Raw genomic sequence first — 16203 nt, forward strand, 5'->3', positions numbered from 1 at the left:
GGCCGATGTGTGCCCGATCGTCGTCGATGACTTCAAATGCCCTGATTATGAGGTCAGTTGACTTTGCCGTGATCCCTTGAATAGAAAGCCTGCGCCGTGACCGGCGGGCTCTGGGCGAGGTCATTCTCCCGTGTGTGGGGGTGGCCTGCTCGGCGTGCCCTGAAGTGCGCCGGCCGTGGCTCGAGTTCCACCGCGACCGGTGGCGGAGCGGCCGCCGCAGGCGCGCCGGTGCGCTCTCTCCGCGTAGGCGCGAGAGAGGCGCAGAGGGAGGGAACGGCGTGAAAGTGAGACTCGGGCGGGCGATAGCCTGCCTCGTTGTTTCCGCTGTCGCCAGCACGATGTTGCCACAAGTCGCTTATGCGGCACCAGTTTCGGACAGTGACGGCGAAGGCGTGCTGGACACCGTCGCGGGCTGGTTCTCGGACGAGGACGGCAACGGCGACACCGGGCCGGACGAGCCGTCGACGGGCGGTACTGAGACCCTGCCGAGCCGTGAAGAGCTGCCGAAGGGCGAGGCTGCTCCGAAGGCGAAGCGTGTTGCGGAGCTGACCGGCAGACGGACGGCCAACCAGCGCTTCTGGAAGCTGTCCGACGGCAGGGTGCAGGCCGAGGTCTCGGCCGTGCCGACTTCCTACCGCGCGGGCAAGTCCTGGAAGGCCATCGACCCGACGGTCCGCGCCTCCGAGGCGGCGGGCTTCGACTTCGCCAACACCACGAACACGGCCACCAGCCGGTTCGGCTCCGACGCGGACCGGCTGCTGCGCTTCGAGGCGGGCGACGGTCACGCGGTGACCCTCGGTCTCGAGGGCGCGGGCCGTCTCACGCCCGTGGCCGAGGGCAACACCGTGACCTACAAGGACGCGGTGGCCGGTGCGGACCTGTCGTACGAGGTCGGCCCCGGACGGGTCAAGGAGAACATCGTCCTGACCGAGCGGCCCGACGGACCGGTGTCGTTCACCTTCACCCTGGACGCGGACGGACTGACACCGAAGGCGGCGAAGGACGGTTCGGTCCGCTTCTACGGCGAGGCCGCGGACCCGGTGCTGGTGATCCCGGCCGCGTTCATGACGGACGCCGGGAAGGACGAGTCGTCGCCGTACGGCACCCGGTACAGCACGGCCGTGGAGCAGCGGCTCACCAAGGCGGGCAAGGACTGGAAGCTCACCCTGGTCCCGGACGCGAAGTGGCTGGCCGCCAGCGAGCGGCAGTACCCGGTCACGGTCGATCCGACGATCGCCATCGCGCCGACGCCGTCCACGGCGCAGGACGTGATGATCTCCTCCGACGGTCCGGCGGACAACTACGACGAGAGCTGGCGCCTGTCCGTCGGCAACACCAGCAGCGGTGCTTCCCGGGCGCTCGTGAAGTTCCCGCTGAACGGCATCCCCACCGGCACCAAGGTGGACTCGGCGGATCTGCGTCTGTACTACGACCAGACGCACACCACCAACGACAACGAGGTTCGGCTCGAGGCGCATCGCGCCACGCAGGCCTGGACCGAGTCGACCGCCACGTGGAACAGCGCCAACGGCATCACCGGTGAACTGTCCGGCACCGCCGTCGTGGTCGACGACGGCGACACCGGCCGGACCGCCGCCTCCGGCGCCTGGCCGGCCTCCGGCAACACCGCCTTCACGCAGTACGCGGTGAACCAGGACTACCTGTACAACAAGGACTCGGTCGCGGGGGACACCTACACCTGGCAGCCGAGCCTCCCCGAGGACGGCACCTACCAGGTCGAGGCGCACTATGTGCCCGCGTTCGACCGTGCCACCGCCGCGCCCTACACCGTCACCTACGACGGAGGCAGCAAGACCTACACCGTCGACCAGCGGGCCGGCAGCGCCGGAGTGTGGAAGACGCTCGGCTCGCACCCCTTCGAGGCCGGCACGCTCGGCAAGGTCGTCCTGGGGGACGGGTCGGGGTCGACGTCGACGGCGGTGATCGCGGACGCCGTCCGGTTCACCAAGGGCGGGGTCGTCACCAAGAAGCCGGGCGAGCTGAACACCTGGCACTCGTTCCCGGTCACGAAGACCGTCCAGTCATGGGTGGACGGCACGAACGCCAACCACGGCTTCGTCGTCAAGGCCGGCGACGAGAGCGCGGACGGCCCGAAGGGCGGCCCGCGGTACGAGGGCAGCGAATACGCCTACATGGGCGAGACGGTCAACTACCCGCGCCTGGTGCTGACGTTCGGCCGCCAGGGTGTCGACCTCGCGGCGCCGACGACGGTCCGTGCCACCGGAGCGGAGCTGGACTGGTCCGCCTACCAGGACCAGGACCCGGTCGCCACGGGCGACGACATCGTCGAGTACCAGGTCCACCGCTCCGTCTTCCAGAGCTTCACCCCCTCCGCGTCCACCCTCGTCTCACCGGTCGCACCGGACACGACGGCGTTCACCGACACGACGGCGGTGCCGACCAGAGCGGACGACGCGGATCCCTTCGGCCGCGCGTACTACTACATGGTCGCCGTGAAGACGAGGGACGGCGAGGTCATCAGCGCCCCGACGCAGCTGGTGCGACTGCCGAAGGCCGGCCGGATCACCAAGGTGCTGTTCGCCTCGGCGGACACGACGGTGTCCTCGGCCCGGCCCACGGCCACGCACGACGTCATCGACGACGGAGGACCGCAGACCTGGCTCTCGGTCGGCAACAACTCCTCGACCTACGGCAACACCCGCGCCCTGCTGCGGTTCCCGGCGCTCGGTGTCCCCTCCACGGCGCGGGTGCTGGACGCCAATGTGCGGCTCTGGGGCACCCAGACCACGAAGACCGCCGACGGAGCCGTGTACGAACTCAGGCCCCTGACCCGCGACTTCGACGAGGCCGCCACCTGGGAGAAGGCCGACGCCACCACCGGCTGGACCACCCGGGGCGGTGATGTCGGCGCAGCCATCGCCGACAGCGGGTCCATGTCGAACGACCCGTCGCGCCACGACTGGAACGTGACGTCCCTCGCCCAGTCCTGGGTGGCCGACCCGGCCTCGCAGAAGGGCCTCGCCCTCAAGACGGCCGACGAGACGGCCTCGCAGGAGCGGACCCTGTTCCTGTCGTCGGAGGGCGCCGAGCAGCGGCTGCGGCCGAAGTTCGTGATCACGTACATCGACTCGACCACCGAGTCGACGTACTACGCGCCTCAGACCCCCGCCCGGATGACCCCGAACACCACCTACACGGTGGATCTCACCCTCACCAACACCACCACGGCCACCTGGACGGCCGCCGACAAGGTCCTCACCTACCGATGGGCGCTGCCCGACGGCACGGACGTCACGAACGGCGGCAACCAGATCCACACCGCCCTGCCCCACGACGTCGCCCCCGGCGACTCGGTCACTCTCCAGGCACGGGTGCAGACGCCGATCAACTCGGACTCCGGCAACAAGCGCACCGACTACGCGCTGACCTGGGACGTCTTCGACAAGACGGCCGGCACCTGGACATCGGGCACGACGGGCATCCCCGGGCTGAAGCAGAACGTGGCCGTCGAGGACCCCACCTCCGACCAGCTCGGCCTGGAGAAGTTCTACTCCTACACCGGCAAGAACACCGGTGCCGGCTCCAGCCTGATGAACAGCACGGCGGCGGGAAACAGCGTCTGGCAGTACAACGCGTTCTCCAACCCGGGCCGCGGCCTCAACACGTTCGTCCGGTTCGCCTACAACTCCCTGGACACCAGCGACACCGTCCTCGGGCACGGCTGGTCGGCACAGGTCTCGGGTCCCATCCGGCTGGGTGCGCCGCTGGACTTCCACCCGAACCCGCGCCCGACGGAGATCCGCCTGCCGGACGGCGACGGCACCACGCACGTCTTCCGCAAGCAGGACGACGGATCGTGGAAGGCCCCCGCGGGCGTCCACTACAAGCTCAACGCGAAGCCGGGCCTGGACTGCACCCCTGCCAAGGACCCGGTGCCCGACGCCTGGACGCTGACCCGCCCCGACGGAACGCGGTTCCTGTTCGGCTGTGACGGCTACATGACGTCGGCGGTCGACAAGAACGGCAACACGCAGACGTTCACGTACGAGGAGCGCAAGTCCAACAACAAGCCGACGAAGTTCCTCGCCTACGTCACCGACCCGGCCGGCCGGCAGTCGCTGACGGTGGACTACTACGGCAAGGGCGACACCACCTCCCCGAAGATCGTCGACCACGTCAGGTCGATGACGGACATCTCGGGGCGGAAGCTGACCTTCGAGTACTCCGACAAGGGCCTGCTGACCAAGCTCACCGACGGCGCGGGTTCCGCCCAGCCCAAGGTGTTCTCCTTCACCTACGACGCCACCCAGGGCAACAAGAACGTCAAGCTGGTCGAGGTCACCGACCCGCGCGGCAACGCCACCGGCCTGGCGTACTACTACCCGAAGGAGGGCGACGACCCGAAGTACCACTGGTGGACGCAGACCATCACCGACCGGCTCGGCGGCAGCACCGGCTTCGCTTACGCCGCCGACACGGCCACGCCCGAGTTCACCAGGACGAAGGTCACCGACGCCGAGAACCGCGCCACGACCTATGTGACGGACGACTTCGGCCGGCCGGTGGAGACGGTCAACGCCAAGTCACAGACGACCAGGCTGACATGGGACGCGGACAACAACGTCACCTACCTCGAGGAGGCCAACGGCGCGACGACCGCGTACTGCTACGACCAGCGGACCGGCTACCCGCTGTGGAAGCGTGACGCCGAGCACAACAAAGCCGGTGTCCCGCCGCAGAGCGACTGCGCCCCGGGCGTGTATCCGGCCAACGCACAGAAGTACGAGTACCGGACACGTCTGGACGGCTACTCGGCCGACATCCACCGCAAGACGTCCCCGCAGGGCCGAACCTGGGAGTTCGGCTACGACGACTTCGGCAACCTCGTCTCGGTCACCGACCCCAAGGGCGTCGCCTCGCCCGACGCGGACGACTACACCACGCGGTACGAGTACGACGCCCACGGCCTGCTGGCCAAGGTGATCGACGCGCGGGGCAACCCGACCGTCAACGCCGGCTTCGGACCGACGGGTTTCCCGGCTGAGATCACCGACGCCCTCGGCAACACCACGTCGTTCGAGTACGACGAGCGCGGCCAGGTCACCCAGGTCACCGACGCGCTGGACAAGAAGACCACGCAGACGTACGACACCTACGGACGTCCGCTGGTCAACTCGGTGCCCAAGGACCAGAACGCGGACGAGCTGATCACCACTCCGGCACCCGTCTACGACGCCAACGACAACGTCACCCGGGCGACCGCCCCGAGCGGTGCGGTCTCGACCGCCGTGTACGACGCCGCGGACCAGCTCACATCGGCGACCGCCCCGAGGGACTCGGAGACCGCGCCGGAGCGCACCACGACGTACACCTATGACAAGGCCGGTCATCTGCGCTCGACCACGGAGCCCAAGGGCACCGCGACGACCGCCGATCCCGACGACTTCGTCACCACCAACAACTACGACGAGATCTACCAGCTGACGTCCGTGGTCAACGCGGAGGGCGACCGGATCTCGTACGAGTACGACGAGGTCGGCAACCTGGTCACGGTCGTCGACCCGAAGAAGAACGCGACCGCCGACACCACCGACTACTCCGCCAAGAACGCCTACGACCTCAACCACCGGATCGTCCGGATGACGGACGCGCTCGGCAACACGACCCGGCGCGCGTACGACAAGGACTCGCTCGTCGTCTCCGCCACCGACGCGGACGGCAACACCACCGAGATCAGCTACGACGAGCGGGGCAAGCGGACCGAGACCAAGGTGCCCCACAAGGGCGCCGACGGCGACATCACCTACCGCACGACCCGCTTCGAGTACGACGAGGTGGGCAACGCCACCCGGGTCGTCACACCGCGGGGCACGGCCACCGCGGAGCCCGGCGACTTCGCGTCGCGGACCGAGTACGACGCCCTGAACCGCCCGGTCAAACAGTTCCAGCCGTACGACCCGGCCGACAGCCGCTACAACAGCCCGAACGTCTACACCCAGACCTTCTACGACGAGGTCGGCAGGGTCGAGCGGACGTCGCTGCCCCCGTCCGAGGGCCAGACCGTCCGCAACGACACGGTCTTCACCTACTTCGACAACGGGTGGGCCAAGTCGTCGACCGACCCGTGGGACATCGTCACCACCTACGACTACAACGACCTCGGCCAGCAGACCTCGCGGACGCTGACCTCCGCGGGGGGTTCCACCAGCCGCACCATGGGCTGGGAGTACTTCCCGAACGGCAAGTTGAAGGAGAAGACGGACGACGGCGTGCCGGTGGGCAGCGCGGTCCCGCTCGTCGACAACTCCGACGTCCAGCACACCTCCGCCACCGGCACCTGGACCAAACAGAGCGCCGCGGGCGAGCAGGGCTACGACCATCAGGTCCACGCGGCGGGGAGCGGGACGGACGCGTTCACCTGGACGCTGAACATCCCCAAGGACGGCACGTACACCGCCTATGTGAAGTTCCCGCAGGTCTCCGGAGCCGCGACGGCCGCGAAGTACAAGGTCACCCACGCTGCCGGGACCACCGAGAAGACCGTCGACCAGACGGCCGGCGCGGGCACCTGGGTGTCCCTGGGCACGTACGAGTTCACCCAGGGCAACGAGGCCGGGCTGGAGCTCTTCCAGAACGGCAGCGGCGCGGTCGTGGCCGACGGCGTCAAGCTGGTCCGGGACACCTCCGGTGACACGGACACGGAGCAGCACCGCTTCCGGTACGCCTACGACCTCAACGGCAACCTGTCCTCGATCGACGACCTCTCGTCCGGTGCGAAGATCGACGCCTACACCATCGGTTACACGGAGCTCAACGAGGTCCAGAAGATCACCGAGGCCCTGGCGGGCCAGGAGAAGAAGACCACCTCCTACGCGTACGACGCCAACGGCAAGCCGGAGTCGATCACGCATCCCGACCAGTTCTCCAAGTACACCTACGACCTGCGGGACCTGGTGAAGACCGTCTCGGTGGGCACCTCGCCCACCGATCCCGCACCGAAGGTGTCGTCGTACACCTACACCTCGCGGGGGCAGGTGAAGCGCGAGGTCAAGGACAACGGGAACACCGTCGACACCACGTACTTCCGCGACGGCACGATCGAGAGCACCACGGAGAAGAAGGCCGACGGCACCCTCGTCGCCTCGCACACCTACGCGTACGACGCCAACGGCAACAAGGCGCAGGACGCGGCGAAGAAGATGAACGCCGACGACCACTCGGCGTACCTCTCCTCGACCACCGACTACACCTACGACCCGGTCGACCGGATCGCCAAGTCGGTGAAGACCGGCAACGGCGCGACCACGGAGACGTACGTCCACGACGACAACGCCAACGTCATCAGCCAGACGGTCCAGGACACCACCACCACGTTCGGCTACGACCGCAACCGGCTGCTGACCTCGACGACGGCAGGAGCGACGTCCTCGTTCAACTACGACCCGTTCGGCCGCCAGGAGTCGGTCAGCAAGAACGGGCAGATCGTTTCGCGGAGCGTGTACGACGGCTTCGACCATGTCGTCGAGTCCCAGCAGATGGGCCCCGACGGCGCGATGGAGTCCACCACGTACGCCTTCGACCCGCTGGACCGCACCACGTCGAAGACCGTCGACGGCAAGACGACGGACTACCGCTACCTGGGGCTGTCGAGCGAGGTGCTGACCGAAGAGGTCGCCGGCAAGCTGACCAAGTCCTACCAGTACAGCCCCTGGGGTCAGCGGCTCTCCCAGATCAAGCACAACGAGGACGGCACGACCGAGGACGGCACGTACGGCTACAACAGCCACACCGACGTCGAGACCGTGACCGACGACGCGGGCAACACCAAGGCCACGTACGGCTACACGGCCTACGGTGCCGCGGACGAGTCCGAGTTCACCGGCATCGACAAGCCCGACCCGGCCGATCCCACGAAGGAGGAGTACAACTCCTACCGCTACAACGCCAAGCGGTGGGACGCCCAGTCCGGCACCTACGACATGGGCTTCCGCGACTACGACCCGGGGCTGAACCGCTTCACGACCCGGGACATGTACAACGGCGCCCTCGCCGACATGGGCCTCGGCACCGACCCGTACACGGGCAACCGGTACGCCTTCACCGGCGGCAACCCGATCTCCAACGTCGAGATCGACGGCCACTTCGCCATAGCGGCCGCGCTGGGCCTGGGCGCGGTGGCCGCCGCGCTGACGGTGGTCGCCGCGGTCGTGGTGGTGGCGGTGGTCGTCCTCGCGGTGGCCGTCGTCGTCGAGAAGGCCGTGGAGGAGATCCAGGAGGCGACTGAGGAGGCCGACGACACGCCGGCGCCGGACCCCAAGCCCACCCCGCGGCCGGTCCCCAAGCCGGAGCCCGACGGGGAGGACAAGAAGGTCGACTGCGGTGAGGGATGGGTCGAGCACGGCGACCTGGACTCCGCCAACGGCAACCGGGCCACGGGCGTGACGGCCTGCCTGACCCCGGAGTACCTGGCGAACAACCCGGGCACCAAGACCGACACCTCGGTGGTCACCCCGCCGGGATACCGGTGGGCGCAGCGGGCGGCCGGCCACTTCGGGGCCAGGCCGGTGCAGGAGAACATCAACGCCTGCCACCTCCTCGGCAAGCAGCTGAGCGGGTCCGGCACCGACCCGAAGAACCTGGCCACCTGCGCCCGGGGGGCCAACGCCGCCCAGGAGGGGTCGACCCAGGGCGCGAACAACATGAGCACCTACGAGGCACGGGTCAGGGCGGCCGTCGACGCGGGCCAGCACGTGCTGTACACGGTGACACCCGAGTACAGCGGCAGCAGGACGGTGCCCACCGGATTCCACATCTCCGCCTATGGTACGAACCCCGACGGTTCCACGGGCCTGAGGATCACGGACGTCTTCGTGCCCAACACCCTGAAGACAGGGCAGAACCTCGGAATGCTCAACGCTCCCGGAACAGGAGCCCCGGTTCCCACCGGGGGGACACCGTGACGCGGCGACCGGAGAAGGAGAACAGGTGACCGAGACGCCCGGAATGCAGACGCTCCGGCAGCTCATGCCACCCACGGCCGAGAGTGACACCCAGGTCGACTGGGCACTCCTCGGCGAGTCCTGGGGCAAGGAGTTCCCCGGCGACCACCGGCAGTTCATCGAGCTGTACGGGGCCGGGAACATGGGGAACTACCTCAGCATCGTGCGGCCCGAACCCAAGGGCGCCCAACCGGAGTCCGGCGGGATGCTCGAGGAGACGGTGAACGCCGTGAACGCCTGGGACAGGGAGCAGAAGGCCCCCGGCCTGGAGGGGGCGTCACCGGAGCTGATCGCCTGGGGGGTGGACGGCAGTTCGGACCTCCTGTGCTGGGACGCCTCCGGCGGTGACCCCGACCGGTGGCCCGTCCTGGTGTTCAACCGGGACGACGCCCTGTGGCGGCGCTACGACTGCGGGATGACCGAGTTCCTCGTGCGCGTGCTGCGGGCGGACTTCGACGAATGTCCCCTGGGGGATCTCTCCCTGTGGGGCAAGGAGTCCGCGGTCTTCCTGAACGAGCGTGAGTACGACCGCCTGCTGGAGCAAGGACTGGACCCGTGGACGGGTGAACCCGACCCGTTCGCCGGCATGTTCGACTGACCGGCCGGTCCGGAAGAGGGTGCCCGGGGCCTCGCGGTCCCGGGCACCGTCGTTTCCGCCGGTCAGGTCACGGTCCACAGATAGGTGACCGTCACCCACCCGTTGTCGTTCAGACCGACGTAGTGGGAGGTGCCGTCGGCCAGGTCGATGCCCGCCGGGTTGAGGACCCGCCGGGCGAAGCCGTCGAGCCCGTCGTTGTAGCCGCTCTCGTACGCGGCCTGGGACGCGGGCAGACCCTGCGGAAGGTCCTTGAACATCTCCCGCACGAAGGACGGGTTCCAGTGTTCGTCGTGGATGTTCCACGGGCCGACGTCCCACACCGGCGCCGTCTCGCACCGGGCCGGCCCGGCCCGCACACCCGTACGGAGTACTCGGCGCTCCCCTTCGGGTACAGGCCGCGCCGTGAGGGCAGCGCGACGAAATGGTCGTCCGGGCGGATGACGTGCCCGTTGGCGGTGGTGTGGCCGACCAGGTCCTCGCGGGTGGCGAAGACACAGGCGGTGAACGGTGCGGCAGCCTTCGGCGCGGGCGGGGCCCCGCCCGCGCCGAAGGCGGTGAGCCGCAGGCGGGAGACGGCGGGGCCCGTCCCGTCCGGACCGGTCCGGAGGACCACCCGCGCCTGTACCTCCATGACCGTGCGCGGCAGTTCGGCCGGGGCGCCGGGCGACGCCTCGCACCACTCGGTCCAGCGGCGGCTCCCGTCCCGGCCGCGGACGTCGATCAGCACCTGCGCCCCGGGCGGCACGTGTGCCACCACCTCGGCGGCGACCCGGTCGACCCCGTTCGCCAGACGCCGCACCGGCAGCACGGTGGACCCCTGACCACGGCCGGTGCCGGCGGAGGCGCCGGCGAGGCCCGTGTCGCGGATCCGCAGGGCGCCGCCAAAGTGGTGGACGACTGCGTCGTCGTCCGGGGCCACGCCGTCCCGGCCGTCGCCCAGATCCACGCTCCAGGTGACGCTGTCGCGCGCGGCAGCCGATGGCACCGGCGCGTCGGCCGAGGCGGCGCCGGTGCCCGGCACCGGCCCGGCGAGCGCCAGCAGCGCCACCACGCCGACGGCCGACCGCCGCAGCGCCGAGCCGCGGCCGGTGCCCCTCCTCCCCTCCCGCGCAGAGGCCCGTACCCCTCCGTCGTGTCGTGCGTCGGCTTGTCACCCTCTTGTCTTCGGGCGGGCCGGCCGCGAGGACGAGGCGGACGGCTGAGGAACTCGGCCGTCGGAGTGATCACACCGGAGCGGTCTCAGTCCCCGGTACCGAGGAATTCCAGCAGCCCGGCGGGCGTGTCCAGGGGGACGAGGTGACCGGCGCCCGGGACGATGCGCAGCCGGGCGCCGGGAATCACCGACGCCGGCTCGTGGCCCCTGGCCAAGGGGATCCATGTGTCCTGCTCGCCCCAGCACATGGTGACGGGCATCGTGATCCCCTGGTACAGCCCCTGGATCTCGTCCGTGCAGCGCTGGTCGGCCTGGGCGATCTGGCGGTGGAACGCCGCTTGTCCCGTCGCGTCGGACCACGGGCGCACCAGCGCGTCCTTGGGTCGCCGGGCGGAGCCCCTGATGGCTGGCCGAGCCGATGTACTCCCGGACCAGCGCACGGTGCAGGGCCGGCGGCAGCTGCTCGAAGACCTGCGCGTTCGCGCCCACCAGCCACGTTGCTCTCCCCTTCTCCGTGACGACGGTCTCCGTGACCGGAGGCGCCCTCGCAAGGCCGTGGGCGCCTCGGTCACCGTATGTGCGCCCGGTCCCCGGGCCCCGGGGGAGCGGGCGGCGCCCCCGGTCTTTGGGGGACGGTCGCGTACCGGGGCGGCGTCGCGTTCCGTACCGCTGGTAGGGGCCGCCGGGGAGTGGGAGCCTGAAGAGGAAGCCGTCTGCCCGACGAGACTCGTGAGACTCGGGAGGGCCCATGGGGCGTGACGTCCCGGCGCTCGTCTTCACCCGTGACGACCGCCGCCGCTACCGGGAGAAGATGCAGGCCTGTCTCGACACGTTCGCGCAGATGCTGCGCGAGGCGCGATTCGAGTCGGAGCGCCCGCAGGTGGGGCTCGAGATCGAACTGAACCTGGTCGACGACGCCGGCGAGCCCGCGATGCGGAACACCGACGTGCTCGAGGCGATCGCGGACCCGGCCTGGGACAGCGAACTGGGCCGGTTCAACCTGGAGATCAACATCCCGCCGCGGACCCTGACCGCGGGCGGCCCCGACGCGTGGGAGCAGGAGATCCGCGACGCGCTCAACCACGCCGAGCAGCGGGCGTCCGAGGTCGGCGCACATCTGGCCATGATCGGCATCCTGCCGACGCTGCGGCAGCGGGACGTGGGAGAGGCGGGGCTGTCGGAGAACCCGCGCTACCGGCTGCTCAACGAACAGATCTTCGCGGCACGGGGCGAGGACCTGCGGATCGCGGTGGACGGCGTGGACAGGCTGCGCACCTACGCGGACACCATCACGCCCGAGGCCGCGTGCACCAGCACGCAGTTCCATCTGCAGGTCGCGCCGGACGAGTTCGCCCGGTACTGGAACGCCGCCCAGGCGATCGCCGGGGTGCAGGTCGCGCTCGCGGCGAACTCGCCGTTCCTCTTCGAGAAGGAATTGTGGCGCGAGACCCGGATCCCGCTGTTCGAGCAGGCCACGGACACCCGGCCCGAGGAGATCAAGGTGCAGGGCGTACGGCCGCGGGTGTGGTTCGGCGAGCGGTGGATCAACAGCGTCTTCGATCTCTTCGAGGAGAACGTGCGTTACTTCCCCGCCCTGCTGCCGCTGTGCGACGACGAGGACCCGCAGGCCACGCTCGACGGCGGGGACACCCCCGAACTGTCCGAACTCACCCTGCACAACGGCACCATCTACCGCTGGAACCGCCCCGTGTACGCCGTCACCCACGGCAAGCCGCACCTGCGCGTCGAGAACCGGGTGCTCCCCGCCGGGCCCACCGTCGCCGACACCCTCGCCAACGGCGCCTTCTACTACGGGCTGACCCGCGCCCTGGCCGACGAGGAACGGCCGGTGTGGTCGCGGATGTCCTTCCAGGGGGCGGAGGACAATCTGCACGCCGCCGCCCGGCACGGTATCGACGCCCTTCTGTACTGGCCGGGGATGGGTGAGGTCCCGGTGGCCGAGCTCGTCCTGAGGCGTCTGCTGCCCATGGCCCACCGGGGCCTCGAACTCTCCGGCATGGACTCGGCGTGGCGGGAGCCGCTGCTCGGGATCATCGAGCAGCGCTGCGTCAGCGGGCGCAACGGAGCCCTGTGGCAGGCGGAGATGTACCACCACATCGACGCCACGTCCCGCGTCGACCACCACGAGGCGCTGCGCCTCATGACGCGGCAGTACATCGACTACATGCATCTGAACGCGCCGGCGCACACCTGGCCGGTCGACTGAGCCACCACCGAGCGCCCGGAGCCCCCGGTCCGGTCGCGGTCATTCATCGGATGAGTCCTGTGCGGCAGGCGTTGCAGCACCCTTCTCCCCGGCGGCCCGTCCCGCTACCATCGTCCGCACTGGGAGCGCTCCCACTCCGTGCACCACTCCGTACGCCACCTCGCACCGCCACCCCGGCGGTCCCGCTCGGAGAGGACGTTTCCGTGCGCAGAAGCGCCAGACCATTCACCGCCCTGCTGGCGGCCCTGACCCTGACGGCCGGGCTCGTCGGTACCGGCGGCTCCGCCGCGGCCCGTACCGCCGATATCCGGCCGGCCGTCGATACATCCGACGTGTCCACGGTCGCGGACACCTACACCTGGAAGAACGTGCGCATCGACGGCGGCGGCTTCGTGCCGGGCATCGTCTTCAACCGCTCGGAGAAGAACCTCGCCTACGCGCGCACCGACATCGGCGGCGCCTACCGCTGGAACCAGGCGGAGAAGGAATGGACCCCACTGCTGGACTGGGTCGACTGGGACAGATGGGGCTGGACGGGCGTGGCGAGCCTCGCCTCCGACGCGGTGGACCCGGACAAGGTGTATGCCGCCGTCGGCACGTACACCAACAGCTGGGACCCGACCAACGGCGCCGTCCTGCGCTCGTCCGACCGCGGCGCGAGCTGGCAGGCCACCACGCTCCCCTTCAAGCTCGGCGGCAACATGCCGGGCCGGGGGATGGGGGAGCGCCTCGCGGTGGACCCGAACAAGAACTCCGTGCTCTACCTGGGCGCTCCCAGCGGCCACGGCCTCTGGCGGTCCACCGATTCCGGCGTGACCTGGTCCGAGGTCACCGCCTTCCCCAACCCGGGGAACTACGCCCAGGACCCCTCCGACACCAGCGGCTACGCCAGTGACAACCAGGGCGTCGTGTGGGTGACCTTCGACGAGCGGTCCGGCAGCGCGGGCAGCGCCACCCAGGACATCTACGTCGGCGTCGCCGACAAGGAGAACACCGTCTACCGCTCGACCGACGGCGGCGCCACCTGGTCCCGGATCGCCGGACAGCCGACCGGATACCTCGCGCACAAGGGCGTCCTCGACTCCGCCACCGGCCATCTCCATCTGGCGCTGAGCGACACCGGCGGCCCGTACGACGGCTCCAAGGGACGCATCGCACGCTACGACACGGCCACAGGGGAGTGGACGGACATCAGCCCGACCGCCGAGGCCGACACCTACTCCGGCTTCAGCGGGCTGAGCGTGGACCGGCAGCGGCCCGGCACCCTGATGGCCACGGCCTACAGCTCCTGGTGGCCCGACACCCAGATCTTCCGCTCCACGGACAGCGGCGCGACCTGGACCAGGGCCTGGGACCACACCAGCTATCCCGACCGTTCCTTCCGCTACACCCAGGACATCTCCTCCGTCCCCTGGCTCTCCTGGGGAGCGAACCCGTCGCCCCCCGAGGTCTCACCCAAGCTCGGCTGGATGACCGAGGCGCTGGAGATCGACCCGTTCGACTCCGACCGGATGATGTACGGCACGGGCGCGACGATCTACGGGACCGAGAACCTGCGGACCTGGGACACCGGCGGGAAGATCCTGATCACGCCGATGGTGAAGGGCCTGGAGGAGACGGCCGTCAACGACCTGGCCAGCCCGCCGTCGGGCGCGCCGCTGCTCAGCGGTCTCCTCGACATCGGTGGCTTCCGTCACACGGATCTCGACGCCGTGCCCGAGATGATGTTCACCGGGCCGAACATGTCGGCGACCACGAGCCTGGATTTCGCGGAGGCCGCACCCGACACCGTCGTACGGGTCGGCAACGCCGACGCCGCCCCGCACATCGCGTTCTCCACGGACAACGGGGCCAATTGGTTCCAGGGCTCGCAGCCGGCCGGCGTGACGGGCGGAGGCACGGTCGCCGCCGCTGCGGACGGCAGCGGCTTCGTCTGGAGCCCGGAGGGCGCGGGGGTGCACCGCACCACCGGCTTCGGCGGCTCGTGGGCCGCGTCCACCGGCATCCCGGCCGGGGCGGTCGTCGAGTCCGACCGGAAGAACCCCAAGAAGTTCTACGGCTTCAAGGACGGGACCTTCTACGTGTCCGCCGACGGCGGCGCCACCTTCACCGCGAGGGCGTCCGGCCTCCCGGCGGAGGGCGATGTCCGCTTCAAGGCGGTTCCGGGTACGGAGGGTGACATCTGGCTCGCGGGCGGCGCGGCGAACGGGACGTACGGCCTGTGGCACTCCACCGACTCCGGCGCGACCTTCACCAAGATCTCCGGCGTGGCGGAGGCGGACGCGGTCGGCTTCGGCAAGGCGGCGGCCGGCGCTTCGTACCGGACGCTCTTCGTCAGCGCGAAGATCGGCGGTGTGCGCGGCATCTTCCGCTCGACGGACGCGGGGGCGAACTGGACGCGGATCAACGACGACGCGCACCAGTGGGGCTGGACCGGCGCGGCGATCACCGGCGACCCGCGGGTCTTCGGCCGGGTGTACGTGGCCACCAACGGGCGCGGCATCATCTACGGCGAGTCGCCGGAGAGTGACGGCGGCGGTGACCCCGGCCCGGGCCCCGAGCCGGATCCGGACCCCGACCCGGAGGAGCCGCCCGCGGACGCCGACTGCACGGTGACGTACGCCGTCACCAACCAGTGGTCGGGCGGGTTCCAGGCCGATGTGACGCTCACCAACACGGGTGCCGCTGCGCTGGACGGCTGGCAGCTGAGCTGGACCTTCCCCGACGGGCAGAAGGTCGGGCAGATGTGGAATGCCACACACCGGCAGGCCGGAGCAGAGGTGACGGCCGGCAACGTCTCCTGGAACGGCAAGGTGGCCGCCGGTGCCTCGGTGGGCTTCGGCTTCACGGGCACCTGGTCGGGCGAGAACGGCGGCCCCGGCGCCTTCACCCTGGGAGGTGAGGCCTGCACCGTCGGCTGAGACGGGTGGCGGACGGCGCCGCGGGGCTCCTGGCATGAACCGGGAGCCTCGCGGCGCTTTGGCAGTGAATGTCCGTTATGAAGGATTTGGCCGAACTGTTCTGAAAGGTGAATTCCGGGCGATTGTTGGGAGTTGGTGCCCTCGAGACGGCGCGACGAGGCAGGCGGTTGCGCAGGCCACTCGTGATGTCAGTCACCTGGCACTCCGCAACGGAAAGGTCACCGGGTCGGCCATTGTCCTTCGTCGGAAAGGGATTTGGGTTTCTTGACGCGGCAATGACAATTGAAATCACCCGGGTATAACCGCTTTTCGGATTATGATCA

General features: G+C 69.6%; 6 protein-coding genes and 1 pseudogene. 5 read left to right on the plus strand and 2 right to left on the minus strand.

All coding sequences use genetic code 11. The features are described 5' to 3' along the window. Positions 1-392 precede the first annotated feature (392 nt). On the plus strand, positions 393-8942 hold the full coding sequence (locus OGH68_RS28515; RefSeq protein ID WP_264247876.1) for a DNRLRE domain-containing protein: 8550 nt from the start codon (positions 393-395) through the stop codon (positions 8940-8942). 25 nt (positions 8943-8967) lie between these two features. After that, positions 8968-9579 carry an SMI1/KNR4 family protein gene (locus OGH68_RS28520; protein WP_264247877.1) on the plus strand — a complete coding sequence of 204 codons (612 nt, stop codon included), beginning with the start codon at positions 8968-8970 and terminating at the stop codon, positions 9577-9579. Positions 9580-9641: 62 nt separating this feature from the next. Here the strand turns inward: OGH68_RS28520 and OGH68_RS28525 are convergent, their stop codons facing one another. Then, positions 9642-9935 carry a hypothetical protein gene (locus OGH68_RS28525; protein ID WP_264247878.1) on the minus strand — a complete coding sequence of 98 codons (294 nt, stop codon included), beginning with the start codon at positions 9933-9935 and terminating at the stop codon, positions 9642-9644. A 126-nt stretch (positions 9936-10061) separates the two neighbouring features. Between OGH68_RS28525 and OGH68_RS28530 the strand changes: the two genes are divergently transcribed. Further along, complete coding sequence (locus OGH68_RS28530) at positions 10062-10400, plus strand: hypothetical protein (protein ID WP_264247879.1); 339 nt, start codon at positions 10062-10064, stop codon at positions 10398-10400. A 418-nt stretch (positions 10401-10818) separates the two neighbouring features. Here OGH68_RS28530 and OGH68_RS28535 read toward each other — a convergent pair. After that, positions 10819-11224, minus strand: a pseudogene (locus OGH68_RS28535) (alpha/beta fold hydrolase); the annotation flags it as partial. Between the two features lie 256 nt (positions 11225-11480). Between OGH68_RS28535 and OGH68_RS28540 the strand changes: the two are divergent. Together OGH68_RS28540 and OGH68_RS28545 are read left to right on the plus strand one after the other, a co-directional pair. Further along, the gene (locus tag OGH68_RS28540) at positions 11481-12959 is read left to right on the plus strand and encodes a glutamate--cysteine ligase (RefSeq protein WP_264247881.1); all 1479 of its coding nucleotides are present in this window, start codon (positions 11481-11483) and stop codon (positions 12957-12959) included. A 203-nt stretch (positions 12960-13162) separates the two neighbouring features. Further along, positions 13163-15880 (plus strand): cellulose binding domain-containing protein, encoded by a 2718-nt coding sequence (locus OGH68_RS28545; protein WP_264247882.1) that lies wholly within the window; start codon positions 13163-13165, stop codon positions 15878-15880. The last annotated feature ends 323 nt before the right edge of the window (positions 15881-16203 follow it).

It is taken from the genome of Streptomyces peucetius (genome assembly GCF_025854275.1).
Lineage (GTDB): Bacteria > Actinomycetota > Actinomycetes > Streptomycetales > Streptomycetaceae > Streptomyces > Streptomyces peucetius_A.

What these genes read in the sequence shown, in the direction of transcription:
- OGH68_RS28540 (WP_264247881.1), top strand. Translation starts at nt 11,481, where the DNA reads ATGGGGCGTGACGTCCCGGCGCTCGTCTTCACCCGTGACGACCGCCGC.